Origin of the sequence: Bacillus sp. CD3-5 (assembly GCF_006349665.1) — a bacterium.
Taxonomy (GTDB): Bacteria; Bacillota; Bacilli; order Bacillales; family Bacillaceae_G; genus Bacillus_A; species Bacillus_A paranthracis.
Window position 1 is genome coordinate 76,036 of record NZ_VEPX01000017.1, and the last position, 20,792, is coordinate 96,827.

The following is a 20,792-nucleotide window of genomic DNA, read 5'->3' on the forward strand; positions in this document are numbered from 1 at the left end:
AGGCGCTTTTCATAAAATGAAAGTAAGGAAATGAAAGTAGGTGACAAAATGCCGTCAGTTGTGGAAGGGGTTATTATTGAAAACTGCAATGGAACGATTAATTTAGGGGATAAATATAACGTGCAACCGATTGAAAAAACGAAAGCTTATAACGGGTCGGGATCATCGAATACAGGAATGAAAGTACAAACATTTAGTGGTATTAGTACAGCGGATGTAGGGGATAGCGACGTGAATGATCAAGGAATACAGTTTACTTTATAGAGAAATATGCAAAGTTGCATAAAATGATGAACTTGCTCTGTGCTACAATCTAACTGTGAGCTGTTAATGATTCTTCTGTATTATAGTTGTTAGATTAGAAATATAACATCCTATCGAAAATCATACGTATAAAAAAGACACTTCAAAGGAAGTGTCTTTTTTCATTTTAGTGGTACCCTTTAGCAGAGTCTTTATGAATTTTATTTTTAAAGATACTGTAACTCCAAAGTTGATATCCAATAACAATTGGTACCATAACCATTGCAACGAAGAACATAATTTTTAAGTTTAATTGACTACCAGCTGCGTTATATAACGTTGTGCTGTATGCGTCGTTAATACGTGATGGTAACATTCTTGGGAACATACCTGCAAAACCAGTTGTCATAAACATTGCGATTGTTAAGCAAACGAATGTGAATGCAAGGCCGATTTTATGTTTGTACACCATAATAAGTGCGAGTACACTCATTAACATTGCAAGTACTGGAAGAATGAATAGTACCGGGTACTCTGTGAAGTTTTGGAATAAATTTGTACGATTTGCAGTTGCTACATAGAAAATAGCTAAAATGATAGCAGCTGCCATTGAAAATGGTCTTGCGATTTTATAAGCACGGTCGGATACTTCACCAGTCGTTTTAATCATAACCCAAAGGGCACCGGATACGACGAATATAGCAGTGAAGAACAACCCTCCTAAAATACCGTAATGATTTAGTAAGCTAAGTAAATTTCCTTCATAGCCATTTTTTCCGATTTGCAGTCCGTAATAAAGATTAGCAAATGTAACACCGAATAGGAAAGCAATTAAGAAACTACCAATTGCAAATGCCCATTTACAAGTTTTTTGCCAAATTGGTGAATCATCTTTATGCATGAATTCCAGTCCAGCAGCCCGAGCAAATAGTGCAAGTAATACTAAGAATAACGGTGTATATAAATAACTAAACATATTTGCATAAGTGACTGGGAAGGCAGCAAATGTTGCACCACCAGCTGTAATTAACCACACTTCATTACCGCCCCAGAACGGGCCAATTGCTTCTTGTAATTGATTTCGTTCTTGTCGATCTTTCGTAACAAAAGGAAAAATCATTCCGTTACCAAGTGCATACCCATCAAGAATGAAGTAAACTGTCCAAATCACGCCCCATAGACCAAACCAGATGATTGCAAGCATATCATGAGACATGAGCCACGCCTCCCTTAGTAGCAGGTTCTTCTAATGCTGCTGGTCCTTTTTTTGCGAACTTCAGCATTAAATATACGTCTGCGATTAAAAGTAAAGTGTAGAACAAGATTAAACTAATTAAAGAGAACCAAATTTGTGGGACAGATATAGGTGATACAGATTCTGCTGTACGCATTAGTTTATAAACTGTCCATGGTTGACGACCTACTTCGGCAACAATCCAACCAGCGTTAATTGCGATATATGGTAGTAAAACAGACCATATTGTAATTTTTAAGTAACGTTTTGAGTTTTCCAGTTTTCCTTTTCGGTTTAAGTAGAAACCGTACCAAGTTAATGCCATAAAGAACATACCAAGTGCAACCATTAAGCGGAAGCTATAGTACACAAGGTTAACATTTGGACGATCTTCTTTCGGAATATCTTTTAAACCAACAATTTCGCCATCAAATGAATTTGTATAGAAGAAACTTCCTAACTTTGGAATCGTAAGGAATTCAAGGTTCTTTTCATTTTTTACATCAGGAATTTGAACAATCGAGAAGCCTTGTCCTTTCCCAGTTTCCCAAACAGCTTCCATCGCAGCACCTTTAGCTGGTTGATATTTAGCTGCTGATACACCAGATTGATGTCCTATAAACGGTGTAATTGTTGCGGCGAATAAGCCTAACAGTAAACCAAACTTAAATGATTTTTTGAAGAATTCAACTTCATTTTTACGTAATAAGTGATAGGCACTAATTGCCATAACGAAGAAAGCACCAACAATATAACAACCAACTACAGTATGGAAGAACATATTCCATGCATATGGATTTGTAACGAGTGCCCAGAAATCATTTAATTCAGCGCGGCCGTTACGCACGACGTAGCCAACTGGGTTTTGCATAAAGCCGTTTGCTGTAATAATCCAAAGGGCGGAAATATTTGTTCCAAGTGCAACCATCCACATACAGAAGGCACGGAACTTTGGTGAGATTTTGTCTTTACCGAATAACCATATTCCCATGAAAGTAGATTCTAAGAAGAAGGCAACGAGTGCTTCGATTGCGAGAGGGGATCCGAAAATATCTCCCATATATTTGGAGTACTCAGACCAGTTTGTTCCAAATTGGAATTCCATCGTAATTCCGGTTATAATCCCCATTACGAAGTTAATTGTAAATAATTTACCCCAGAAATTTGCCATTTTGCGGTATGTTGGATTCAATGTGCGGGCGTATTGAGTTTCCATACATGCTACTAAAATGACAAGTCCGATTGTCAAAGGTACAAATAAAAAGTGATAAAAAATAGTAATTGCAAATTGAAAACGACTCAGTAACAGAACGTCGGACATAATAAATATTCACTCCTTTTTTACATTATCTACAATTAGTTTATAGTGAAAATAGGATTATAGTATGTGAGACTTGTTACAAAGCTGTGTGTATATTTTGAAAGAATTATGTCGATTATCTGAAAATATCTTATTTTTACTATAAAGCGATATCCTTTTTGAGTTTTTCATATTTTGGTACACTATTTATGTAGTGTAAACGAGAGAAAAGAGGGCCCTTTACTATGAAGTCATTAGAAGAGATTTTGCAATACAATGAGAAATTTGTTGAAGAGAAAAAGTATGAAGAGTTTGTAGCGGGGAAATTTCCAAACAAAAAGATGGTAATTATTTCTTGTATGGATACAAGACTTGTTGAACTATTGCCGAAAGCGATGAATATGCGTAACGGCGATGTGAAAATTATTAAAGTAGCAGGTGCTGTTATTTCACATCCGTTTGGAAGTATTATGCGTAGTATTTTAGTCGCTGTATATGAACTTGGCGCTGATGAAGTATGTGTAGTTGGTCACCATGATTGTGGTATGGCAAAGATTCAAGCGAGCAGTACAATTGAGAAAATGAAAGAGCGAGGTATAACAGAAGAGAAATTAGATATGCTTCGTTATTCTGGAATCGATTTAGAACAATTCTTGCGCGGTTTCTCTAGTGTAGAAGAAAGTGTAGAACATAGCGTATCAGTACTTCGCAACCACCCATTACTTCCGGAAGAAGTACCTGTTCACGGTCTTGTTATCGATCCTGATACAGGAAAATTAGATTTAGTTGTGAATGGTTACGACAATTAAGAATTTACTTTGTCATCCTTTTTATCTGGGACAGGATCAAATCCTCCTGGGTGGAAAGGGTGACATTTTAATATACGCTTACAAGTAAGCCAAAAGCCTTTGAATGCGCCATGCTTTTGAAACGCCTCTAATCCGTAATGAGAACAAGTTGGATAGAAACGGCAAGTTGGCGGTGTCATTGGAGAAATGAACTTTTGATAAAAGCGTATAATTCCAATAAAAATCTGTTTCATAATGGTCTCCTTTTCGGCATATTCTTAAAGTATTATAGCACGACTGTACATAATACTTTACTAATGTGCATTTCCGTTATATCATATTGGATATAACGGAATTAAATTAAAAGCGGGAGAGATGTTGTATGCCATCAGTAGAAAGCTTTGAATTAGATCATACGATTGTAAAGGCACCTTATGTAAGACATTGCGGAGTTCACAATGTAGGTAGTGACGGTATTGTAAATAAATTTGATATTCGTTTTTGCCAACCGAATAAACAAGCAATGAAACCAGATGTTATTCATACGTTAGAACATTTATTAGCATTTAATTTACGTAAATATATTGATCGTTATCCGCATTTTGATATTATCGATATTTCACCGATGGGCTGCCAAACAGGATACTACCTTGTAGTAAGCGGAACACCGACAGTTCGAGAAATTATTGATTTATTAGAATTAACATTAAAAGATGCGGTTCAAATTACAGAAATTCCAGCTGCAAATGAAACACAATGTGGTCAAGCGAAGCTTCACGATTTAGAAGGAGCAAAACGCTTAATGAACTTCTGGTTAAGCCAAGATAAAGATGAACTTGAGAAAGTGTTTGGATAAAGTGAGACTGCCTGTGAAAGGGCAGTTTTTTTTGTGGCATGATAATAAATGAAATTATATAAACGATTTTTCGAATATATCGACTGTAACTTGAAATATATAAACGATTTTTTTTATATATCGACGTTTCGACACTGGATATCGACTTACCGACAAAAGTTGATAAAAAATAATCCCTATTTTATTACGTGCTTGTAAATGCGAAATTGCTCAAGATTTCATTCTATACGTAGCGAAGGTAGTTTGATATGAGAACGAAGAGTGTAAGAATAGAGACGAAAAAAAACGGAATGCTCATTGATTTTCGTCCGGATATAATTTCGTTAATTCTGACAATAATAAAGAAACAACTGAGAATAAATTGTACTTATGGGAGAAGTGAGAAATGATCGGTAATCTGGATATAAGTGCAAAGAGAGAGTATGAGAAGCGTGAAAAGTCCTAAAACAATCCGTAATCCAATTAGCATGTAATTCCCCCTTAAATAGATTATTTATCGGAATATTTCTGAGAAGCTAAGAAATAAAGCACCAGCTCCAGCTATGAAAGCAAATATACCACTAGATTTTCTGTCTTGTTTTATTTCTCCTAGTCCTATAGTGAAAGCCATTAATCCTAAGAAAATGAACATGTAAGGCATCATTTCTCTATTATCAGTAAAATATCCATATATTGTTATGCACAATGCAATGAGTGCAAAAGTAATCTGTAATCCTTTTAGCATATATATTCCCCCTGTTATTTTATATAGCTACTGATGAAAACAATCCAAATGAAAGCTCCAGCAACAATACAAATAACTCCTGTTCCGGAATCCTTTTTCTTTATTTGTTCAATAGCAATGAGAAACATTAAAGCTCCTAATAGAAATTGTGAAAGGGGGAGAAAGGTATTTTGCCCCGTATAGAGTCCGATTGCTGACATAATAATTACAGTGAGCGCGATTCCGATGCGAAGTATACGAAACATATTATGAATTCTCCTTATTATTTTTTGTATAAGGATTATCTTCTAGTTTATCGACGGAATGTTTATAAGCGTAGCCTTTATTAATCGTCATGACGGAGAGTACTAATATGACTAGGACGATTATAATACCGATAATTAATATTTTAAACATGGAACCCCTCCTTTTCTTTATTTTACATAATTTTGTAATTGATGAAAACAATAGAAATAAAAAGGATGAAAGAAGGGTGTTACATGGAGCAGAAAAAAACATATTATATATCAATAGCAAACGGTCAAATTTCACAAGTGAAGACAGCGGATACGTATAATTTTGAGATTTCCGCAAATGAAGAGGAAATTACGGAGTTAAGAGAGTACTTTGATCAAGCGTATGTAGAGGATTTAGGTTCATTTGTACGCTCCCACGTTCCATTTGTTGAGTATCATCATGATTCAAATAATGACCGATATGATGAACAACTACAAAAAGCATATAAAATGATTTACGATTTAGGAAATCATGAGACGAAAGAATTAGTCGCACAAATGGGAATAATCAATGGATTATAATTGGATAATATTATGCAGAAAAGCGAGAATATGCTACAATTTGTGGTAGGAAAAACTTGTAACCATCAATAGGGGAGTAATGGCATGTACAAATTTAAAGATTATTACCACAACACTGTACAATTATCGTTTGAACGTTATCCATTTTCTCCTGAGCCAAAGCATGTTTGGGTTGTATGCCGGTACGGGGATCAATGGTTATTAACGCATCATTTACGTCGCGGTCTTGAATTTCCAGGTGGTAAAGTAGAACTCGGGGAAACACCGGAAGAAGCGGCAGTTCGAGAGGTTCATGAAGAAACCGGTGGCATAGTTTCTGATTTAACTTACTTAGGACAATATAAAGTATCTGGAAAAGACAAAATAATCATTAAAAACATTTATTTTGCAACAATTAGTGCGGTAGAAGAACATACGCATTACGAAGAAACGAAAGGATCTGTTTTATTAACAGACATTCCTGACAACATTAAAACGGATAGAAAATTTAGCTTTATAATGCGCGACGATGTATTGGCGCGTACGATGAAACATATAGAAGAAATCGGCTGTTTTACGAAGTAAAGTGGCCGGTTTCTTTTTTTGTGTGTAAAAATGTAAATATATCTTTACATTATTTTGGGTATATTATACAATTTTTGTAAAGATATATTTACATTTTAGGAGGGGGAAGATGGATAAAAGAAAAGAAACGATTGTTACTATTTCGATGGTTAAATTAAATGTCTATGCATTTCTTATAATATTTGTTTTGGCATTTGGAATTAGTTTTTTGCATGCATTTCTTTCAGGCGGGGTTCAATTTGACTTTACATTGCCTGTTATGTTTCTTTTAATTATTGGAATGATTGTTCTTGTTTGTATTCATGAAGCGATACATTTAATAGGATTTCGTTATATCGGAGGCGTTCCGTGGAGTGAGTTAAAATGGGGTGTCAATTGGAAATTGGGTGTTGCATATGCTCATTCTAAACAGGCGATTACAGTAAAGCAAATGAAGAAGGTGTTAATGCTTCCGTTTTTACCGACTGGAATTTTGCCAATTGTAATTGGGTTAGCTACGAATATGCCATTAATCTCATTTTTAGGAATTCTACTAACAGCAGGTTGCATGGGTGACATTGCCTTATATCAAAAAGTTTCAAAGTTTCCAGATGATGCGCTAGTTAAAGATCATCCGAGTAAACCGCAGTTTACAGTATATGAATCATAAGGGAAGAGGAGGCGTCGGGGAAACGAAGCCTCCTTTTACTATTGTCTTGTTTTTGTCTCTATCTCTAAAAACGAAAGCACCTCCAACAAATCATCCACCACACGCGAATGCTCAAAATCACCCCAAAATGAATCTCTTTTCCAAACACCAAGAATTCCTACTTGTTCAGAACCCAGTACATCATTTTCAGGATGATCCCCAACGTAAAGACATTCTTCCGCCTTCACATCTAGCTTTTTTAAAGCTCTTTCGAAAATTTCAGGATGCGGTTTTTTAATTCCTTCCGCTTCTGAAACGAGAATTGTATTTGTATACGTATGTATGTTTAGTGCGCGAAGATTATTTATCTGAAAGTCAGTAAAGCCGTTTGTAATAATACCAATTTTAATATTTTGTTGTGTTAAACGTCGAAGTAATTCATGCATGTTTTGGAAAGGGATACAATGATGTTGAAAATTTGTAATGTAGTCGTGCAGCAGTTGCTCTTGCGTTAAAGTAGTAATGTTGTATTCGGAAAGGAGAGTAGCATATACTTTATCCTTCCACGTATAGCCATTATTATCTAGTTCGAGAAATCGAGAACAATACTCGGATTTTTCTATGTTTATTAAATGAGAGGTAAAGCGATTATATTGATCATGAATAAATTGTTCTAAAGATTGACGACGATCTAATAGTGTTCCATCTAAGTCGAATAGGACTGCCCGAATCATAGGAAACCTCCTTACAATTTTTATAATTTATTATCGCATATTCGTTAAAAAATGATTATGATATTTTTGTAGAATGTATTGATGGAGGAATGTATGAAGAGACTGTATGGCAAGTTAGTAGGGGTTATCGTTGCAATCGGCTTACTAGCAGGATGCGAAAGTTCTATGAAGAGTGTGAAAGAAAAAGAAGTGTGTAAAACAGACGAAGAATGTGTGGAAATAGGAGATAAGAAACTTCAAAAAGTATATGAAAAAATAGATGGATTATCTGAGCTTGAAGCAGTAGAAGATTATGAAATAGAAGAGCATGAAAGTGCGGATATGAAAGAGGCAGAGCAGAAAAAAGAAGATGGTGATGAAAATTATTTCTTTTTAGCTTCTTATTATATTGATGGTGATGAAATTGTAGATCCTTATTTTGAAAAAATAGAACGGAAACGTTTAAATAAAGTATTTGCTGATGATAAAGAAGCGAAAGAAGAGGTGTTACAACAACGTCAAGATAGAGGGTATCATGAAGATTTATGGGATATGTATCGCACGCTTATTCCAGCTAAATATCGCGGGAATATAACAGAATTTGATCTAATAACGGATGGTTATGACGGTGTTGTTGCTCACGTTATGCCTAGTATAGAGAATCCGAAAGAATGGACTCTTAGCTTAGATACGCTTGATTCCGCGGTAAATATTGATGAAGTGATGAAAACATTAATTCATGAGACGGCTCACGTGTTGACGCTCGGGCATAAGCAAATACCAGTAGATGAAAACTATGTAAAGGATTTTGAAGAGGATAAAGATATTTCAACGTACCGAAATAAATGTGGAAATCTTTTCTTACAAGAGGGATGTGCGAAGGAAAACTCTTATATTAATCAATTTTATAATTCTTTCTGGAAGCCTATTGAGCAGGAGTGGACAGAAAAGAAAGTAGAAGAAAGTGAAGAAACGCAAATTGAATTTTTTAAAGAAAAACATGATGAGTTTGTATCACAGTATGGAACGACAAATGTAGCGGAAGATATTGCAGATACGTTTACAGCGTTTATTTTACAAGACTCAAAAAAGGTGAAAGAAGGAACAGAGTTAAAATATAAAAAAATCGCCTTTTTCTATCAATTCCCTGAGCTTGTAAAAATGAGAGCGGAAGTGTTGGCAGGATTATATGATGTTTCGAAAACGATAGAACAACGAAGTGGAAACTAATGCGGGTTATATATGTTAGCTAAGAAAACGTAAAGAATTGTAGTGCTTTACGTTTTTTATGTTGATAAAATTGAAAATTCTGTATTTTTGTTAAAAAGAAGAAGGAACTACCATTATAAAATAGAATTAGTATAAAAATGTCACAATTTAGACACAATTATAATGCGCGTGTTATAGGGACTATAAGTTTACTCTCGAGGAGGTAATGAAACGTATGAAAACGATTCTTGCTGTCGCTGGTCTCATTTGGGTAATGTCTCACGGTTTTCCGATTTTTGAAGGGGAGCAAATTCGTAGTGCATTGGATAAAAAGTTTAATGATTATCATGTAATAGATCGAAAAGATAATGTCGTTACAGTACGTGTGAAAGATTGTTTCCATACAGTTACGGTTGCGGATGGAAATGTTAAAAATGAAACAAAGATGTGTGATAAAAAGTAAAAGAAAGAAGCTGACTATAGTCTATCGCTCTAAGTCAGCTTCTTTTTCGTTTCCCAATTAGAAGTTTTTCAAATGCCTCAACAAACACATACATAAGTGTTGCGAGGACGCATGTGAGTAGTACGCTTAGTAAGACAAGTGTGAAATTAAATACTTGGAATCCGTAGCTAATTAAGTAGCCAAGGCCTTGTTTAGAGACGAGAAGTTCGCCGAATATAACACCGACCCACGATAATCCAACGTTCACTTTTAACGTTGAAATAATGGCTGGGAAAGATGCAGGGAGAACGACTTGTTTATAACATTGCCATTTATTTGCGCCAAATGTGTCCATCACTTTTATATAGTTAGAATCGACTTCTTGAAATGCGCTGTAAATAACGAGAATGGTAATGATGATAGAAATGATTACTCCCATTGCAATTGACGAAGAAATATTTGGGCCGAAGATTACAATGATAATCGGACCAAGTGCCACTTTTGGCATGGCGTTTAGGACGACGAGATATGGATCGAGTACGCGGGCGAGAAGTGGTATCCACCAAAGGAAAGTAGCAATAATGGCCCCGAGCACTGTTCCAAGAATGAAGCCTACTCCCGTTTCAAGTAATGTCGTCCATATGTGGACCAAAAGCGAACCGTCAAGCCATTTACTAAGGAAGAGCTCCCAAATGCTTGAAGGAGAGCTAAAGAGTAAAGGGTCAATCCATTCCTTTTTGCTAGCTATCTCCCATAGTGCAAAGAAAAGAATGAGCAGTAAAAGCTGTAAAGACCGTGCTAACCATGCGCGCCTGCGTTCTTTTTTCCGAAACTGTTCATGTAGTTGCTTTATATTATCCAAGTCGCTCCAGCTCCTTCCATATATTTTGGAAGAGGGATGGGAAGTCATGGTGGTGGCGTGATTGTAACGGTGATAAGGAACGGATGCTTTCTGGGACGATAAATGTTTTTGCAATTTTTCCAGGGTTCGCTTGTAGTAAATAAATACGATCACTCATCGCAATGGCTTCTTCAATATCATGTGTCACGAGTAGTGACGTTTTCTTATATTTGCGTAATAAGCTGAAAACGAGATCTTCTAGTTTCAATTTCGTTTGATAATCGAGCGCCGAGAAGGGTTCATCTAGCAATAAAATTTTCGGATCGGTCGCTAACGTTCGAACGAGAGCGGCACGTTGACGCATACCACCGGATAGTTCACGAGGGTATTGCTGCTCTACATCATGTAGACCGACTTGCTTTAAAAGCTGTAAAGTATGTTCTTTCGTCTGTTCATCATAAATGTTTCGGATATGAAGTCCAAGCATAATATTTTCTTCAATTGTCTTCCAAGGGAACAAGTAGTCTTGCTGCAACATATATCCCATAGATGAAGTTTTCGTTGTAATGGGCTCACCATCTAAAAAGACGATACCTTCAATTGGATCAAGCAGCCCAGCAATAATGGAGAGGAGTGTCGTTTTGCCACAACCACTTGGACCGAGTATCGAAATGAATTCGCCTTCTTCCACTTGTAAACTCATATCTTCAAGAATCAATTTGGCATTCTCTTTTGCGAAAAAGCAGTGAGAAACGTTACGTATTTGTAAAAAACTCATACACTTCGCCTCTATTTCTTAATAACGCTTTCGGCAATTTTTGTATTGACGAGCGCTTCATGTGGAACTTCTTTTTGTAATTCGCCAGCGTCTTTCATAATCGTTTGGAGCTGTTTCCATTCTTCAGCATCTAATAGCGGATTTGTCGCATAAGAATGTTGCTTTTTATACCGTTCAATTACTTTTACTGTAATGTCTTTTGAAGTGTCTTTAAATAACGGAGAAACGGCATCAGCAATCTCTTCAGGGCTATGAGTATCAACCCATTGTTGTGCTTTATACAGCGCCCGTGTGAATTTTTCAGCAGCAGCTTTATCTTTCTTTAAGAAACTTTCCTTTGCCATGAACGATGTATATGGAACAGTACCAGATTCATTTCCGAACGAAGCGACGATATATCCTTTTCCTTCTTTTTCGAATATACTTGCAGTCGGTTCAAAAAGCTGTACAAATTCTCCCGTACCAGATGCGTAGGCATTTGCAATATTAGCAAATTCGATGTTTTGAATTAAGTTTGTATCTTTGTGAGGGTCAATGCCATTTTTCTTTAAAACGTATTCTCCAACCATTTGCGGCATACCGCCTTTACGCTGTCCTAAAAACGTAACACCTTTTACGTCATTCCAATTAAAAGAGTCTAATTTTTTACGCGAAACTAAAAATGTTCCATCTGTTTGTGTAAGTTGTGCGAAGTTAATGACGGGGTCTTTTGCGCCTTGTTGATGAACGTAAATGGACGTTTCAGAACCGACGAGAGCAATATCAATCCCGCCAGATAATAAGGCAGTCATCGTTTTATCTCCTCCAGCTGTTGTTTGGAGGTCAACATGTAATCCTTCCTCTTTAAAAAATCCTTTTTCAATCCCGACATATAACGGGGCATAGAAGAGAGAGTGGGTAACTTCGCCGACTCGAACATTTTGAGTTTGTTCTTTCGTATCTTCTTTTTTACTACTGCAAGCAACAAGTGTGAAGACAGCTAGTAACATGATACAAAAAACAGCTATTAATTTTTTCACTATATAACACCTCCTAGAAGTCACTCTACAAGCATGATATGTAGGTAAGTGCCCACATGTGAGTGTAGATAGCAGGAATTTTTTGGGGGATAAAGAAGTACAAATATAAGGGGTGATAAAATGGAGTACGAATATGATTATAGCGTACATTTACATCTGGATTATTTCGGAACAGAATGTGATATGGAATCGATTGCTTATAAGCGGAAGAATGAAGACGTGTGGGATGTATATTTTAATTTTGGAGCATATGGTCTTCAGAAAGATGGGATTGAGACGGGGAAATTTATGGACGAATATGCTGGTTATTACGTTTTTTCTGTACATGCTCGTGATCTTAGTTGGGAATTTGGAAGTGCTCAATTTGAAGAGTGGGTTTTGAAAAATCATATCGTAGAAAAATCGCTGCAAAAATAGGGAGGAATTTTGTGGTCGATTTTCTCATTTTCTTGTTCATTTTTGTAGTCGGATTTTTTATTATGCAAGTACTCGTTTACCGATTTGCAAAGAAAAACATCCAAAAATACACAAAAATAAAATGGCTTCATATGTGGCTAGAGATGAATATGAAAAAGGGTCCGAGATTAGATTTTTTTGATTTTGTAGTTATTGTACTCGTATGTATCGTATGGAAAATATGGCTGTTTCCTTTTATATAATACACATGCTAAGGATTTTTTCTTTTATCATAAAATAACGAAAAGAACCTGTCTTGTGGCAGGATTTTTTCGTTATAGCAATAGTTGTAAAAAACTTGCATTTATAAGTAAAATAGTGAGTAGTATTGTGAAAGATATTTTGACAAATATAGAAACACATACATACGGAATTAAAGTGTGATTACAGAATGGACAAATTGGCTGTTTGCAAAGTGTGGGGTAATAAGAAAGAGGTCGTCCACCGTTGGACGACCTCTTTCTTATTATGCTTGGTTCGTGCGGAAGAATGGAAGCTTCTGCACAATGTGAATTAATCCGTATGCAAGAATTAAGCACATAAGGGGATTAATGAAAAATCCATAGCGATTAATTGCTAAGAATAAGTTTGAGAAGATAATGTAAATAATAGAACTTGCTACTAGCATCATAACGCGTTTATGTTTAAATGAATTTAGCATGAAGCAGAAGCTGCTCAAGAATGTACCGATGATAAACACTCTATGACATAGTTGCATAAAGTTGTGAATACGGTATTGGTCTACAGCAGGAGCTGTTTTGAATAATTCAATTGTTTTACCGACAGTGAACCAAGAGAACCAATAAGTGAAGTCCGTCTTAAAGCCGTTCTTGATTAATTCTTTTGCGTATGCCCCTTTGTCATCTAGGCCTTTGGCTCTCATTTCATTTACTATATTTTCATATCCAATTTTATTAAATGGATCAGCACCGGCAATTAGTGGATCAGCACCTTGGGTTGAGAATAAAATAAATTGGTTGAGTGCTAAATAGTTACGAACAACCCATGCACCAATAATAAAGAAAGGTCCGATAAACCATAACAATCCGATTCGAATGGAGTCTTTAAATCCATATGTAAATAATACAACAAGAACAGGAATGAGCATCATTGGAGCTGGATTTGGACGGAACATAAGTAAAATTGAAACGACAATTCCAAACCATATATGGAATTTCACTTTATTGTATTTCCATGCGAGAACAAATACATATACACATAACGCTAATAAGAATATGGATGGAACTTCTGTTAGCAATGTACGGAAGTATGTATAGTTACTTGGATAAATAGCATATAAAATACTTGCAACAATTCCATAAATGTTTTTTTCGAACAATTCTTTTCCTATTAAGAATACTAATAGCACTGTGCATAGGTTCATAATCATGTTAATAACAGTTGCTACGTAATAGTAAGGAATTGATGTAATATCAGAAATAATCATAGCGCCAGCTAATAGTAATGGCTGACCTGGTGTGATATATGCATTTTTCCCTGGAACTTCACTAGGTTCTAAATACACATAACCAAATACACCATGTTTTAATAGTTGTTCAGCTGTTAACGAATAGTTAAAGGCATCATTTGCACCATATGTTACTTTGACTAACTCTCCATCTAATCCTGGCTGTTTTACTAAACAAAAAACGTGCAACAGGAAAGAAAGCGCCAAAATTGCATATACCGCTTTAGGCAAACTCTTAAACTTAGTAAGCAAAAATGAGCAACTCCTTTTTTATTAATTCTTTCGTATTTTCATGTGAAATCTTTAATAGTATTAAGGATTTCCAAAACATAGTTATTATATCATAAAGTGGAATGCTGAAATTAAGTTTTTCAAGAATGAGTAATTTGTATGGCATAATTTAAATGTTTATTAAGGGAATATTAAGACAATACATTTATGATAGAAGCAAGTATGCAGACGAAATATGTCATATATGTTATTTTAATAGAAATAGTTCTTTCGATGCGGGGGAAATTAAGACATAGAAACGAGGGAATGAATTGAAGTATGGTTCTACACTTTTTGATCTTCCAAAAAGAAATATATTAATTTCTAGCATTATAAGTAGTATGGTGACTTTATTAGTAATAACTATGCTGTTTATGCTTTTAAAGGTTTTTAATTTAGACATAATGAAAGCTCATTTAAATCAAAATCTTGTTTTAATTGTTATGATGATTTTCATATGGGGCATAACATTTTATATTTCACATTTTAATAAAAAAGAGATGTCTACACTTAGGGCATCCCTACGAGTGCATTTTGTATTATTTTTACTAGCTCATACAGTAGCGTTATTTTATATTGTCATGCAAGTTAATATGAGTTTTATAGAGGCAATGAATTGGATTTACTTGTATAACATGCAGTTTATATTAAGTTTTGTAGCAATTTATGCAATATACATTCTTGTTTATAATTTAATAGGCAAGGTTTTTCTAAGTATGATTTTAACGAGCTGTACGTTAGTCATTTTAGGTATTGTGAATTATTTAAAGCTTATTTTTAGAGGTGATCCGCTGTATCCTTCTGATTTCACACAAATTATGCATATGCAATCTGTTATACCGATGGTGATGGACTATTTTAGCTGGAGTTATATTTTTGTCATTATCTTAAGTATCGTGGCTTGTATTGTAGCAGGGATATATATGAGAAGGTATATTCAAAATGTAAAGACTCATCTAGGAATAAGAGCCTTATTAGTAGTAGGTTCTATTTTTGTTCTATATGCGTACGGTAATTTTGCGAACACATTTATGAATAAAGTATTTCAAAAATCAGGTGTAGATTTTGTTTTGTGGGATCAAAATGAGAACTATGCTTCAAATGGTTTTGTACTTGGGTTTATTAGCAATTTAGATACAACAGTTATGGAAAAACCAAAAAATTATTCTAAAGAAAATATGCTTCAAATAGCAAACGATATAAAAAAACAATATAGTGGAAATATAGGGAGCCAAAAGAAAAAAGAGAAACCGAATATTATTTTTGTAATGAGTGAATCGTTTTGGGATCCGACGAAAGCAACTAACCTTTCTTTTAGTGAAGATCCTGTACCAAATTTACATCATTATATAGAAAACTTTCCTGGTGGACAAACTATTTCTCCTACATTTGGGGGAAATACGGCGAACGTTGAATTTGAGGCATTAACGAGTTATTCAATGAGTTTGTTAAAGCCAGGTTCTATACCATATCAGCAGGTTATTACAAATAAGAAAGAAATTCCATCAATCCCTACGGCGTTGAAAAAAGAAGGGTATTACACAAGTGCAATTCATTCATTTGGTCGCACATTCTTTAAACGTGATGATGTATATAAGGTGTTAGGATTTGATAAATTTAATGCAGCTGATACGATGGAAAATGTAGATGTTGATGGAGATTATATTAGTGATTTAGCGATGAGTAAAGAGATAATTGCTGAGTTAGAGAAACAAAAACAACCTACATTTATTCATGCAGTTACGATGCAAAATCATTTTCCATTTACAGAGGGCCGATTTGGTGAAAACCTAATAGAAATTAGCGGGCTAGAAAATGAAGAATCAAAGGGAGAATTAGAAACGTATACAGAAGGGTTAAGACGTTCAGATGAGGCCCTTCAATATTTAATAGAGCAACTAGATAATTTAGATAGACCTACATTATTAGTATTCTTTGGAGATCATCTTCCATCATTAGGAACAAATAAATCTTTTTATAAAGAGAATGGGTATATAACGAATGAAAAAACACCGAGCGAACGTTTAGCGATGGCCCAAACGCCGCTATTAATGTACGCAAACTTTGATATGCCAAATGATAATTTAGGTGTAGTAAGTCCAATTTATTTTTCTAATCTTATTTTTGATTATGCAGGATTAAATAAATCTTTATTTTATCAATTTTTATCGGCATTTTACAAGGAAATACCGGTGCTTAGAGATGAATTAAAAATTGATAAAAATGGAGAAGTAATCAATGATTTAACAAAGAAACAAAAAGAAATGTTAGAGCAATATAAAATGCTCCAATATGATTTACTCGTCGGAAATCAATATAGTAAAGATATCCTCTTTAAGTAAAAGAAACAAAAAGAACTTGTATAACGATACAAGTTCTTTTTTATAGTATTTAACGGGGTAACCAGACAAGCTGGGTTTAGGGAGTATTACCTGTACATTTAGTATAAATGAAAATGTAATCGTTTTATCAGTTGATTTGTGAGAAATGTGTGAATTTTAACGTTTTTGAAAACTACGTTCCTATCGATACGATTTGGCATAGGTTTTTATGAATGCAAAAACTTTATAAGTTCTTCGTTTAATTCATCCGCTTGATCGATTGGGGAGCCGTGACCACTATTGGTGAGAGGATGTAACTGAGAATTTTTAATCCGCTTTTGCGTAAGTTCAGCGCTTTTGTATGGGATAAGTTGATCGTGAATACCGTGGAATATTTTTGTTGGCACGTTAATTTTACTTAAATCTTTCGTTACATCTTCATTTGCAGCTGCTTGCAATATTTTGATGAGGGCATAGGAAGCAGACTGCATACCGAGATAAGAAAACCATTCTAACGTAGCGGATCCTAAGTTTCTATTAAAAAATGATAAAGATACATCATTTAAAAATTTAGGGAGATTGGCATACATTTGATTAATGAGAGTATCTGCTTGTTCTTTTGGGGTGATTTTCCTCAAATGTTCGATTTATCTTTGTTTGTATAAGAAAATCATTTATTATAATAAATGGTATTCTTAGAGATATTATGTTGAAGGGGTGTTGAAGTGAAAGAAAGTTTTCTATCATATAAAGAAGAAGAAAGGAATGCCAAAATCTTTTTGTGGGTGCTATACGTCATTGTTGTTTCATACCAAATTTTCTATGCAATCGTATTAGAAAATAAATCACTAACGGATAAGGGACATAGCATACTATGGCAAGTTATTTGCGGAACTGCAATACTCGGTGTAAATGTATATTTAATAAAAAAAGAGAAAGTGAATTTTGTGAAATATGCATGTGTATTTGCATACATAGGAATAGAAATTGCTAACATATTTTCGTATATGCTTTATAATGAGGCGGCATTTGATGGGGGAAATATAATAGAAATTATTTTCATCTTCTTTGTACCTATATTTTTAAATAAAAAATATTTTGTGTTTTTACTTTCAACTATTGTAGGGAAATATGTAATTTACTTATTTGTATTAAAAGAAGTAAAAGGATTTATGTTCCTCATTATGTATACACTCGTATTAATAGCAGCATACATTATTTTAAATCGATTTATACAATACCTTTCAGCGGTAAAGGAAAGTATTAAGATTGCTAGTGAATCACAAAAATTAGCAGTAATCGGAAAGATGGCAGCGACAGTGGGACATGAAATTAAAAATCCACTTGCTTCATTGAAAGGGTTTACGCAATTACAACGAGAGAAGCATGAAGAGGACCCTATTTATAAACAGATGATTTTTGAAATAGAAAATATGAATAATATGATAAGTGAATTGATGGAAGTTGCTACATGTAAACCCTCTATTTATAAAAAACATAATATAGGTGAAATTGCATTACAAGCAGTAGCAATTCTTCGAGAAAAAATGAATGAATCTACTGTCCAGCTTATGTCTAATATCGAAGAAAAGATAATAGAAGTTGAATGTGATGAGCGAAAAATAAGAGGAGTCTTTCTATATGTCATAAAAAATGCTCTGGAGGCAATGGAGCAAGGTGGCACATTAGAGTTACGATTAGAAAATAAAGGACAAGATTATGTAATATTAAGTGTAATCGATAATGGTTACGGTATTAAGAAAGAAAATTTGGCTCGTGTTACAGAAGCTTTTTATACAACAAAACAGGATAAAATTGGTTTGGGACTTACGGTAGCAGATCGAATTGTCAACGAACACCTTGGTACGTTACATATTTCAAGTGAAAGAGATAAGGGAACGAGAATAGATATTATTCTTCCAAAAAAGTGTGGAAATAATGAAATACAAGTGGGAGAAAAGCTAGGAGTTACCATATGAATAAAGACGATATATTTAAAAATGAAGAAATGAAGGCGCTGAAAATATATTTAAGTTTATTTTTCATTATATTTTTTGTATACGATCTTGCCTACGAATTTGTTGTACCTTTAATAGGAGGAGAGCAAGAAGGAGTAGGACAATTTGAAGATGGTTTAGGTTTATGGCTTTATTTTCTGATGGTGGTTTTATTTTGCATTGGAATATACTTTATGAAATGGAAAAATCCATTTGCAGTAAAGTATATTATTCTAATTGGATATAATCTATTAGATTTTATCCATAATATTATGATTTACTACGGTAGTGATGCTGAGTTTGATGGTGGAAATATAGTAGAAGGATTTTTTATTTTATTTGCCCCACTTTTTGTGAATAAAAGATATTTTTGGTTAGTTCCGAGCATACTTGTTGGAAAATATGCTCTTATAGGAATCATGATTCACTCATCACTCGTTTTAATCCCGATGGCATTATATAGCGTATTTACTATCATATGTTGGATTATGTTTTTAAGGTTCCAATCTTACGTTCGTACGCTTGAGATGATGAATAAAGAAATACAACAAACAGAAAAGTTAGCAACTGTTGGGAAAATGGCTACGGTTATTGGTTCCAAAATTAAAAGACCTTTAGCTAATTTAGATAAATTTGTAAATAAGCAAGCGGTTAAATATCCAGAGGATAAAATATATAGTGATATTATGAAACAAGAAGTAGAACGAATTCATACAATCGCTACAGAACTTAGTGGATTTGAGAAATCTAAATCAATAGAATCAGAAGTTCATAATATAGAAGAAATTATCGCTTATGTTATTCGAGTTATGGGGAAGCCTGCTTTAAATCAAGGTGTGCACATACAAGGTATTTATAGTAAAGACATACCATCGATTACATGCGATGAAAAACGATTAAAACAAGTGTTTTTTAATTTAATTAAAAATGCGATTGAAGCAATGTCAGTTGGCGGAACGATTACGATTAAAGTGACTGTAGAAGATGCAATCGTTGTTCAAGTTAAGGATGAAGGTTGCGGCATTCCAAAAGACAAAATCCCGAAGCTAAATGAAGCCTTTTACACAACAAAAGAAACGGGAACAGGTTTAGGCTTAGTAGTTACAGAAAAAATTATTAAAGATCACAACGGTAAAATGAGTTTTGAAAGTGAAGTTGGGGTTGGAACGACGGTGAAGGTTGTATTGCCGATATCATGAAAAGTTATTTTAAAAAGGGAGATCACTTATTTGAGAGTGAACTCCCTTTTTTTGGAATAAAAATTCAAAATTGTTCACACTATTAGTGCAGTATATGGAAAATAAAATCCGAAATATAGTTATTTTGCAGTGAAAGTATATAATGAACTTGTCTGTTATTTGTTAACCCGAATCTCGGGTCTTTTTTGTGGAATAAATGGTTTTAAGTGTGAGTTTATAGATCAGTGATTAGGAAAATAGAATATACAGCACTCGCAGTAATTCCAGGGTTAATATAAAGGGATATAGCATCCCCTCTTGAAACGGGATTTCCAGTTGTAATGCTAGTCCAAGTTACAGTAGCGGGACCTACTGCCGGAGTAGGATTAAACACTTGAATTTGTCCCGATCCAGTATCCGTCGGTTTAATGGAAAATACTATAGTTCCGGTAATTTTGTCTGTGGTAGTTAAAGTAATAGTAGTTAGAATGTAACTGGAAGTAGGAGCGGTGAGGTTTGTAGGGACATTCCTGCAAATATTAATCGTATAAACAGCAGCAGGTAAGTTATTTACATTTATAGACGCAGCAAAGCCAACTATGCTACCGGTCCCAGCAGTGACATACGGAATAACATTGGAGTCAATTCCAGGAGATCCGGCTATACGTTGAAAACCAGCATTTGTTCCTTGAAACACAATACTTTTTGCTGAAGCACTACCAGCGGATCCAGTGGGTCCAGTACTTCCAGTGATGCCGGTAGGTCCAGTGATGCCGGTGGGTCCAGTGCTTCCGGTAGATCCGGTGATACCAGAAGGTCCAGTGCTTCCAGTAGATCCGGTGTTCCCAGTGGGTCCAGTGCTTCCAGTAGATCCAGTGCTTCCAGTAGATCCGGTGCACCAACAAAAGGCTGTAGAGCACGTTGGTCGAGTAGTAAGAGTAAGTCGAGTGTGGCGGGGGGGGGGGG

The 20,792-nt window shown here is 34.8% G+C and carries 24 protein-coding genes and 3 pseudogenes; 14 read left to right on the forward strand and 13 right to left on the reverse strand.

The window, feature by feature from the left end; genetic code table 11:
- Positions 1-30: 30 nt before the first annotated feature.
- On the forward strand, positions 31-264 hold the full coding sequence (locus FH036_RS23830; RefSeq protein ID WP_011040784.1) for a spore germination protein: 234 nt from the start codon (positions 31-33) through the stop codon (positions 262-264).
- Positions 265-430: 166 nt separating this feature from the next.
- On the opposite strand, the gene cydB is transcribed toward FH036_RS23830, so the two are convergent.
- Both cydB and cydA read right to left on the reverse strand, forming a co-directional pair.
- On the reverse strand, positions 431-1,459 hold the full coding sequence (cydB, locus tag FH036_RS23835) for a cytochrome d ubiquinol oxidase subunit II (protein WP_000017662.1): 1,029 nt from the start codon (positions 1,457-1,459) through the stop codon (positions 431-433).
- A complete protein-coding gene (gene cydA / locus FH036_RS23840) occupies positions 1,449-2,798 on the reverse strand; it encodes a cytochrome ubiquinol oxidase subunit I (protein ID WP_138320900.1) in 1,350 nt (449 codons plus the stop codon). The genes cydB and cydA overlap by 11 nt, the downstream gene beginning before the upstream one ends.
- Positions 2,799-3,022: 224 nt before the next feature.
- Here cydA and FH036_RS23845 point away from each other — a divergent pair, with 224 nt between their 5' ends.
- Positions 3,023-3,586: a beta-class carbonic anhydrase gene (locus FH036_RS23845; RefSeq protein ID WP_000838159.1), complete on the forward strand. Its 564-nt coding sequence runs from the start codon at positions 3,023-3,025 to the stop codon at positions 3,584-3,586.
- Here the strand turns inward: FH036_RS23845 and yidD are convergent.
- The gene (yidD, locus tag FH036_RS23850; RefSeq protein WP_000809330.1) at positions 3,583-3,819 is read right to left on the reverse strand and encodes a membrane protein insertion efficiency factor YidD; all 237 of its coding nucleotides are present in this window, start codon (positions 3,817-3,819) and stop codon (positions 3,583-3,585) included. The two genes, FH036_RS23845 and yidD, sit on opposite strands and share 4 nt — an antisense overlap.
- Before the next feature lie 128 nt (positions 3,820-3,947).
- Between yidD and luxS the strand changes: the two genes are divergently transcribed.
- Positions 3,948-4,421 (forward strand): S-ribosylhomocysteine lyase LuxS, encoded by a 474-nt coding sequence (gene luxS / locus FH036_RS23855; protein WP_001141369.1) that lies wholly within the window; start codon positions 3,948-3,950, stop codon positions 4,419-4,421.
- 493 nt (positions 4,422-4,914) lie between these two features.
- Here luxS and FH036_RS23860 read toward each other — a convergent pair whose 3' ends face one another.
- From FH036_RS23860 to ytzI, 3 genes are read right to left on the reverse strand one after another with little or no spacing between them, the layout of a single operon-like run.
- On the reverse strand, positions 4,915-5,145 hold the full coding sequence (locus FH036_RS23860) for a YczI family protein (RefSeq protein WP_000911963.1): 231 nt from the start codon (positions 5,143-5,145) through the stop codon (positions 4,915-4,917).
- Between the two features lie 14 nt (positions 5,146-5,159).
- Positions 5,160-5,390 carry a DUF3953 domain-containing protein gene (locus tag FH036_RS23865; RefSeq protein ID WP_000488457.1) on the reverse strand — a complete coding sequence of 77 codons (231 nt, stop codon included), beginning with the start codon at positions 5,388-5,390 and terminating at the stop codon, positions 5,160-5,162.
- Between the two features lies 1 nt (position 5,391).
- On the reverse strand, positions 5,392-5,541 hold the full coding sequence (ytzI, locus tag FH036_RS23870) for a YtzI protein (RefSeq protein ID WP_000472798.1): 150 nt from the start codon (positions 5,539-5,541) through the stop codon (positions 5,392-5,394).
- A gap of 83 nt (positions 5,542-5,624) precedes the next feature.
- On the opposite strand from ytzI, the gene FH036_RS23875 reads away from it, so the two are divergent.
- From FH036_RS23875 to FH036_RS23885, 3 genes are all read left to right on the forward strand, one after another.
- Positions 5,625-5,942 carry a hypothetical protein gene (locus FH036_RS23875; protein ID WP_000435819.1) on the forward strand — a complete coding sequence of 106 codons (318 nt, stop codon included), beginning with the start codon at positions 5,625-5,627 and terminating at the stop codon, positions 5,940-5,942.
- Positions 5,943-6,026: 84 nt separating this feature from the next.
- Positions 6,027-6,506: an antimutator 8-oxo-(dGTP/GTP)ase gene (gene mutTA, locus FH036_RS23880; protein WP_000276386.1), complete on the forward strand. Its 480-nt coding sequence runs from the start codon at positions 6,027-6,029 to the stop codon at positions 6,504-6,506.
- Positions 6,507-6,615: 109 nt separating this feature from the next.
- The gene (locus FH036_RS23885) at positions 6,616-7,155 is read left to right on the forward strand and encodes a DUF3267 domain-containing protein (protein WP_000361272.1); all 540 of its coding nucleotides are present in this window, start codon (positions 6,616-6,618) and stop codon (positions 7,153-7,155) included.
- A 38-nt stretch (positions 7,156-7,193) separates the two neighbouring features.
- On the opposite strand, the gene FH036_RS23890 is transcribed toward FH036_RS23885, so the two are convergent.
- Positions 7,194-7,868, reverse strand: a complete 675-nt coding sequence (locus FH036_RS23890; protein WP_000617318.1) for an HAD family hydrolase — start codon at positions 7,866-7,868, stop codon at positions 7,194-7,196.
- A gap of 93 nt (positions 7,869-7,961) precedes the next feature.
- On the opposite strand from FH036_RS23890, the gene FH036_RS23895 reads away from it, so the two are divergent.
- On the forward strand, positions 7,962-9,077 hold the full coding sequence (locus FH036_RS23895) for a hypothetical protein (protein WP_044793594.1): 1,116 nt from the start codon (positions 7,962-7,964) through the stop codon (positions 9,075-9,077).
- 214 nt (positions 9,078-9,291) lie between these two features.
- Positions 9,292-9,519 carry a hypothetical protein gene (locus tag FH036_RS23900; protein ID WP_000849109.1) on the forward strand — a complete coding sequence of 76 codons (228 nt, stop codon included), beginning with the start codon at positions 9,292-9,294 and terminating at the stop codon, positions 9,517-9,519.
- Positions 9,520-9,553: 34 nt separating this feature from the next.
- Here FH036_RS23900 and FH036_RS23905 read toward each other — a convergent pair whose 3' ends face one another.
- From FH036_RS23905 to FH036_RS23915, 3 genes are read right to left on the reverse strand one after another with little or no spacing between them, the layout of a single operon-like run.
- Positions 9,554-10,360, reverse strand: a complete 807-nt coding sequence (locus tag FH036_RS23905; protein WP_138320902.1) for an ABC transporter permease — start codon at positions 10,358-10,360, stop codon at positions 9,554-9,556.
- A complete protein-coding gene (locus tag FH036_RS23910; protein WP_044793592.1) occupies positions 10,353-11,117 on the reverse strand; it encodes an ABC transporter ATP-binding protein in 765 nt (254 codons plus the stop codon). The genes FH036_RS23905 and FH036_RS23910 overlap by 8 nt, the downstream gene beginning before the upstream one ends.
- A gap of 11 nt (positions 11,118-11,128) precedes the next feature.
- Positions 11,129-12,136: an ABC transporter substrate-binding protein gene (locus FH036_RS23915; RefSeq protein ID WP_000733215.1), complete on the reverse strand. Its 1,008-nt coding sequence runs from the start codon at positions 12,134-12,136 to the stop codon at positions 11,129-11,131.
- A gap of 120 nt (positions 12,137-12,256) precedes the next feature.
- Here FH036_RS23915 and FH036_RS23920 point away from each other — a divergent pair, with 120 nt between their 5' ends.
- The 3 genes and pseudogenes from FH036_RS23920 to FH036_RS27510 all read left to right on the forward strand — a co-directional run.
- Positions 12,257-12,553, forward strand: coding sequence for a DUF3986 family protein (locus FH036_RS23920; protein ID WP_139896316.1), 297 nt, complete (start codon positions 12,257-12,259; stop codon positions 12,551-12,553).
- A gap of 11 nt (positions 12,554-12,564) precedes the next feature.
- Positions 12,565-12,795, forward strand: coding sequence for a hypothetical protein (locus FH036_RS23925; protein ID WP_000227435.1), 231 nt, complete (start codon positions 12,565-12,567; stop codon positions 12,793-12,795).
- A gap of 106 nt (positions 12,796-12,901) precedes the next feature.
- Positions 12,902-12,976 (forward strand): annotated as a pseudogene (locus tag FH036_RS27510) (DUF2196 domain-containing protein); the annotation flags it as partial.
- An 82-nt stretch (positions 12,977-13,058) separates the two neighbouring features.
- On the opposite strand, the gene FH036_RS23930 reads toward FH036_RS27510, so the two are convergent.
- A complete protein-coding gene (locus tag FH036_RS23930) occupies positions 13,059-14,312 on the reverse strand; it encodes a glycosyltransferase family 39 protein (RefSeq protein ID WP_000956217.1) in 1,254 nt (417 codons plus the stop codon).
- Between the two features lie 290 nt (positions 14,313-14,602).
- Here FH036_RS23930 and FH036_RS23935 point away from each other — a divergent pair, with 290 nt between their 5' ends.
- On the forward strand, positions 14,603-16,672 hold the full coding sequence (locus FH036_RS23935) for an LTA synthase family protein (protein WP_138320904.1): 2,070 nt from the start codon (positions 14,603-14,605) through the stop codon (positions 16,670-16,672).
- 206 nt (positions 16,673-16,878) lie between these two features.
- Here the strand turns inward: FH036_RS23935 and FH036_RS23940 are convergent.
- A pseudogene (locus FH036_RS23940) lies at positions 16,879-17,274 on the reverse strand (alpha/beta fold hydrolase); the annotation flags it as partial.
- Between the two features lie 102 nt (positions 17,275-17,376).
- Between FH036_RS23940 and FH036_RS23945 the strand changes: the two are divergent.
- Both FH036_RS23945 and FH036_RS23950 read left to right on the forward strand, forming a co-directional pair.
- Positions 17,377-18,630: an ATP-binding protein gene (locus tag FH036_RS23945; protein WP_070807021.1), complete on the forward strand. Its 1,254-nt coding sequence runs from the start codon at positions 17,377-17,379 to the stop codon at positions 18,628-18,630.
- The gene (locus FH036_RS23950) at positions 18,627-19,847 is read left to right on the forward strand and encodes an ATP-binding protein (protein WP_138320906.1); all 1,221 of its coding nucleotides are present in this window, start codon (positions 18,627-18,629) and stop codon (positions 19,845-19,847) included. The genes FH036_RS23945 and FH036_RS23950 overlap by 4 nt, the downstream gene beginning before the upstream one ends.
- 214 nt (positions 19,848-20,061) lie before the next feature.
- Here FH036_RS23950 and FH036_RS23955 read toward each other — a convergent pair.
- A pseudogene (locus tag FH036_RS23955) lies at positions 20,062-20,792 on the reverse strand (collagen-like protein); the annotation flags it as partial.

Excerpts from the sequence above, each read along its gene's own strand:
- FH036_RS23830 (WP_011040784.1), top strand. The coding sequence starts at position 31 with ATGAAAGTAGGTGACAAAATGCCGTCAGTTGTGGAAGGGGTTATTATT.
- cydB (WP_000017662.1), bottom strand. The coding sequence starts at position 1,459 with ATGTCTCATGATATGCTTGCAATCATCTGGTTTGGTCTATGGGGCGTG.
- cydA (WP_138320900.1), bottom strand. The coding sequence starts at position 2,798 with ATGTCCGACGTTCTGTTACTGAGTCGTTTTCAATTTGCAATTACTATT.
- FH036_RS23845 (WP_000838159.1), top strand. The coding sequence starts at position 3,023 with ATGAAGTCATTAGAAGAGATTTTGCAATACAATGAGAAATTTGTTGAA.
- yidD (WP_000809330.1), bottom strand. The coding sequence starts at position 3,819 with ATGAAACAGATTTTTATTGGAATTATACGCTTTTATCAAAAGTTCATT.
- luxS (WP_001141369.1), top strand. The coding sequence starts at position 3,948 with ATGCCATCAGTAGAAAGCTTTGAATTAGATCATACGATTGTAAAGGCA.
- FH036_RS23860 (WP_000911963.1), bottom strand. The coding sequence starts at position 5,145 with ATGCTAAAAGGATTACAGATTACTTTTGCACTCATTGCATTGTGCATA.
- FH036_RS23865 (WP_000488457.1), bottom strand. The coding sequence starts at position 5,390 with ATGTTTCGTATACTTCGCATCGGAATCGCGCTCACTGTAATTATTATG.
- ytzI (WP_000472798.1), bottom strand. The coding sequence starts at position 5,541 with ATGTTTAAAATATTAATTATCGGTATTATAATCGTCCTAGTCATATTA.
- FH036_RS23875 (WP_000435819.1), top strand. The coding sequence starts at position 5,625 with ATGGAGCAGAAAAAAACATATTATATATCAATAGCAAACGGTCAAATT.
- mutTA (WP_000276386.1), top strand. The coding sequence starts at position 6,027 with ATGTACAAATTTAAAGATTATTACCACAACACTGTACAATTATCGTTT.
- FH036_RS23885 (WP_000361272.1), top strand. The coding sequence starts at position 6,616 with ATGGATAAAAGAAAAGAAACGATTGTTACTATTTCGATGGTTAAATTA.
- FH036_RS23890 (WP_000617318.1), bottom strand. The coding sequence starts at position 7,868 with ATGATTCGGGCAGTCCTATTCGACTTAGATGGAACACTATTAGATCGT.
- FH036_RS23895 (WP_044793594.1), top strand. The coding sequence starts at position 7,962 with ATGAAGAGACTGTATGGCAAGTTAGTAGGGGTTATCGTTGCAATCGGC.
- FH036_RS23900 (WP_000849109.1), top strand. The coding sequence starts at position 9,292 with ATGAAAACGATTCTTGCTGTCGCTGGTCTCATTTGGGTAATGTCTCAC.
- FH036_RS23910 (WP_044793592.1), bottom strand. The coding sequence starts at position 11,117 with ATGAGTTTTTTACAAATACGTAACGTTTCTCACTGCTTTTTCGCAAAA.
- FH036_RS23920 (WP_139896316.1), top strand. The coding sequence starts at position 12,257 with ATGGAGTACGAATATGATTATAGCGTACATTTACATCTGGATTATTTC.
- FH036_RS23950 (WP_138320906.1), top strand. The coding sequence starts at position 18,627 with ATGAATAAAGACGATATATTTAAAAATGAAGAAATGAAGGCGCTGAAA.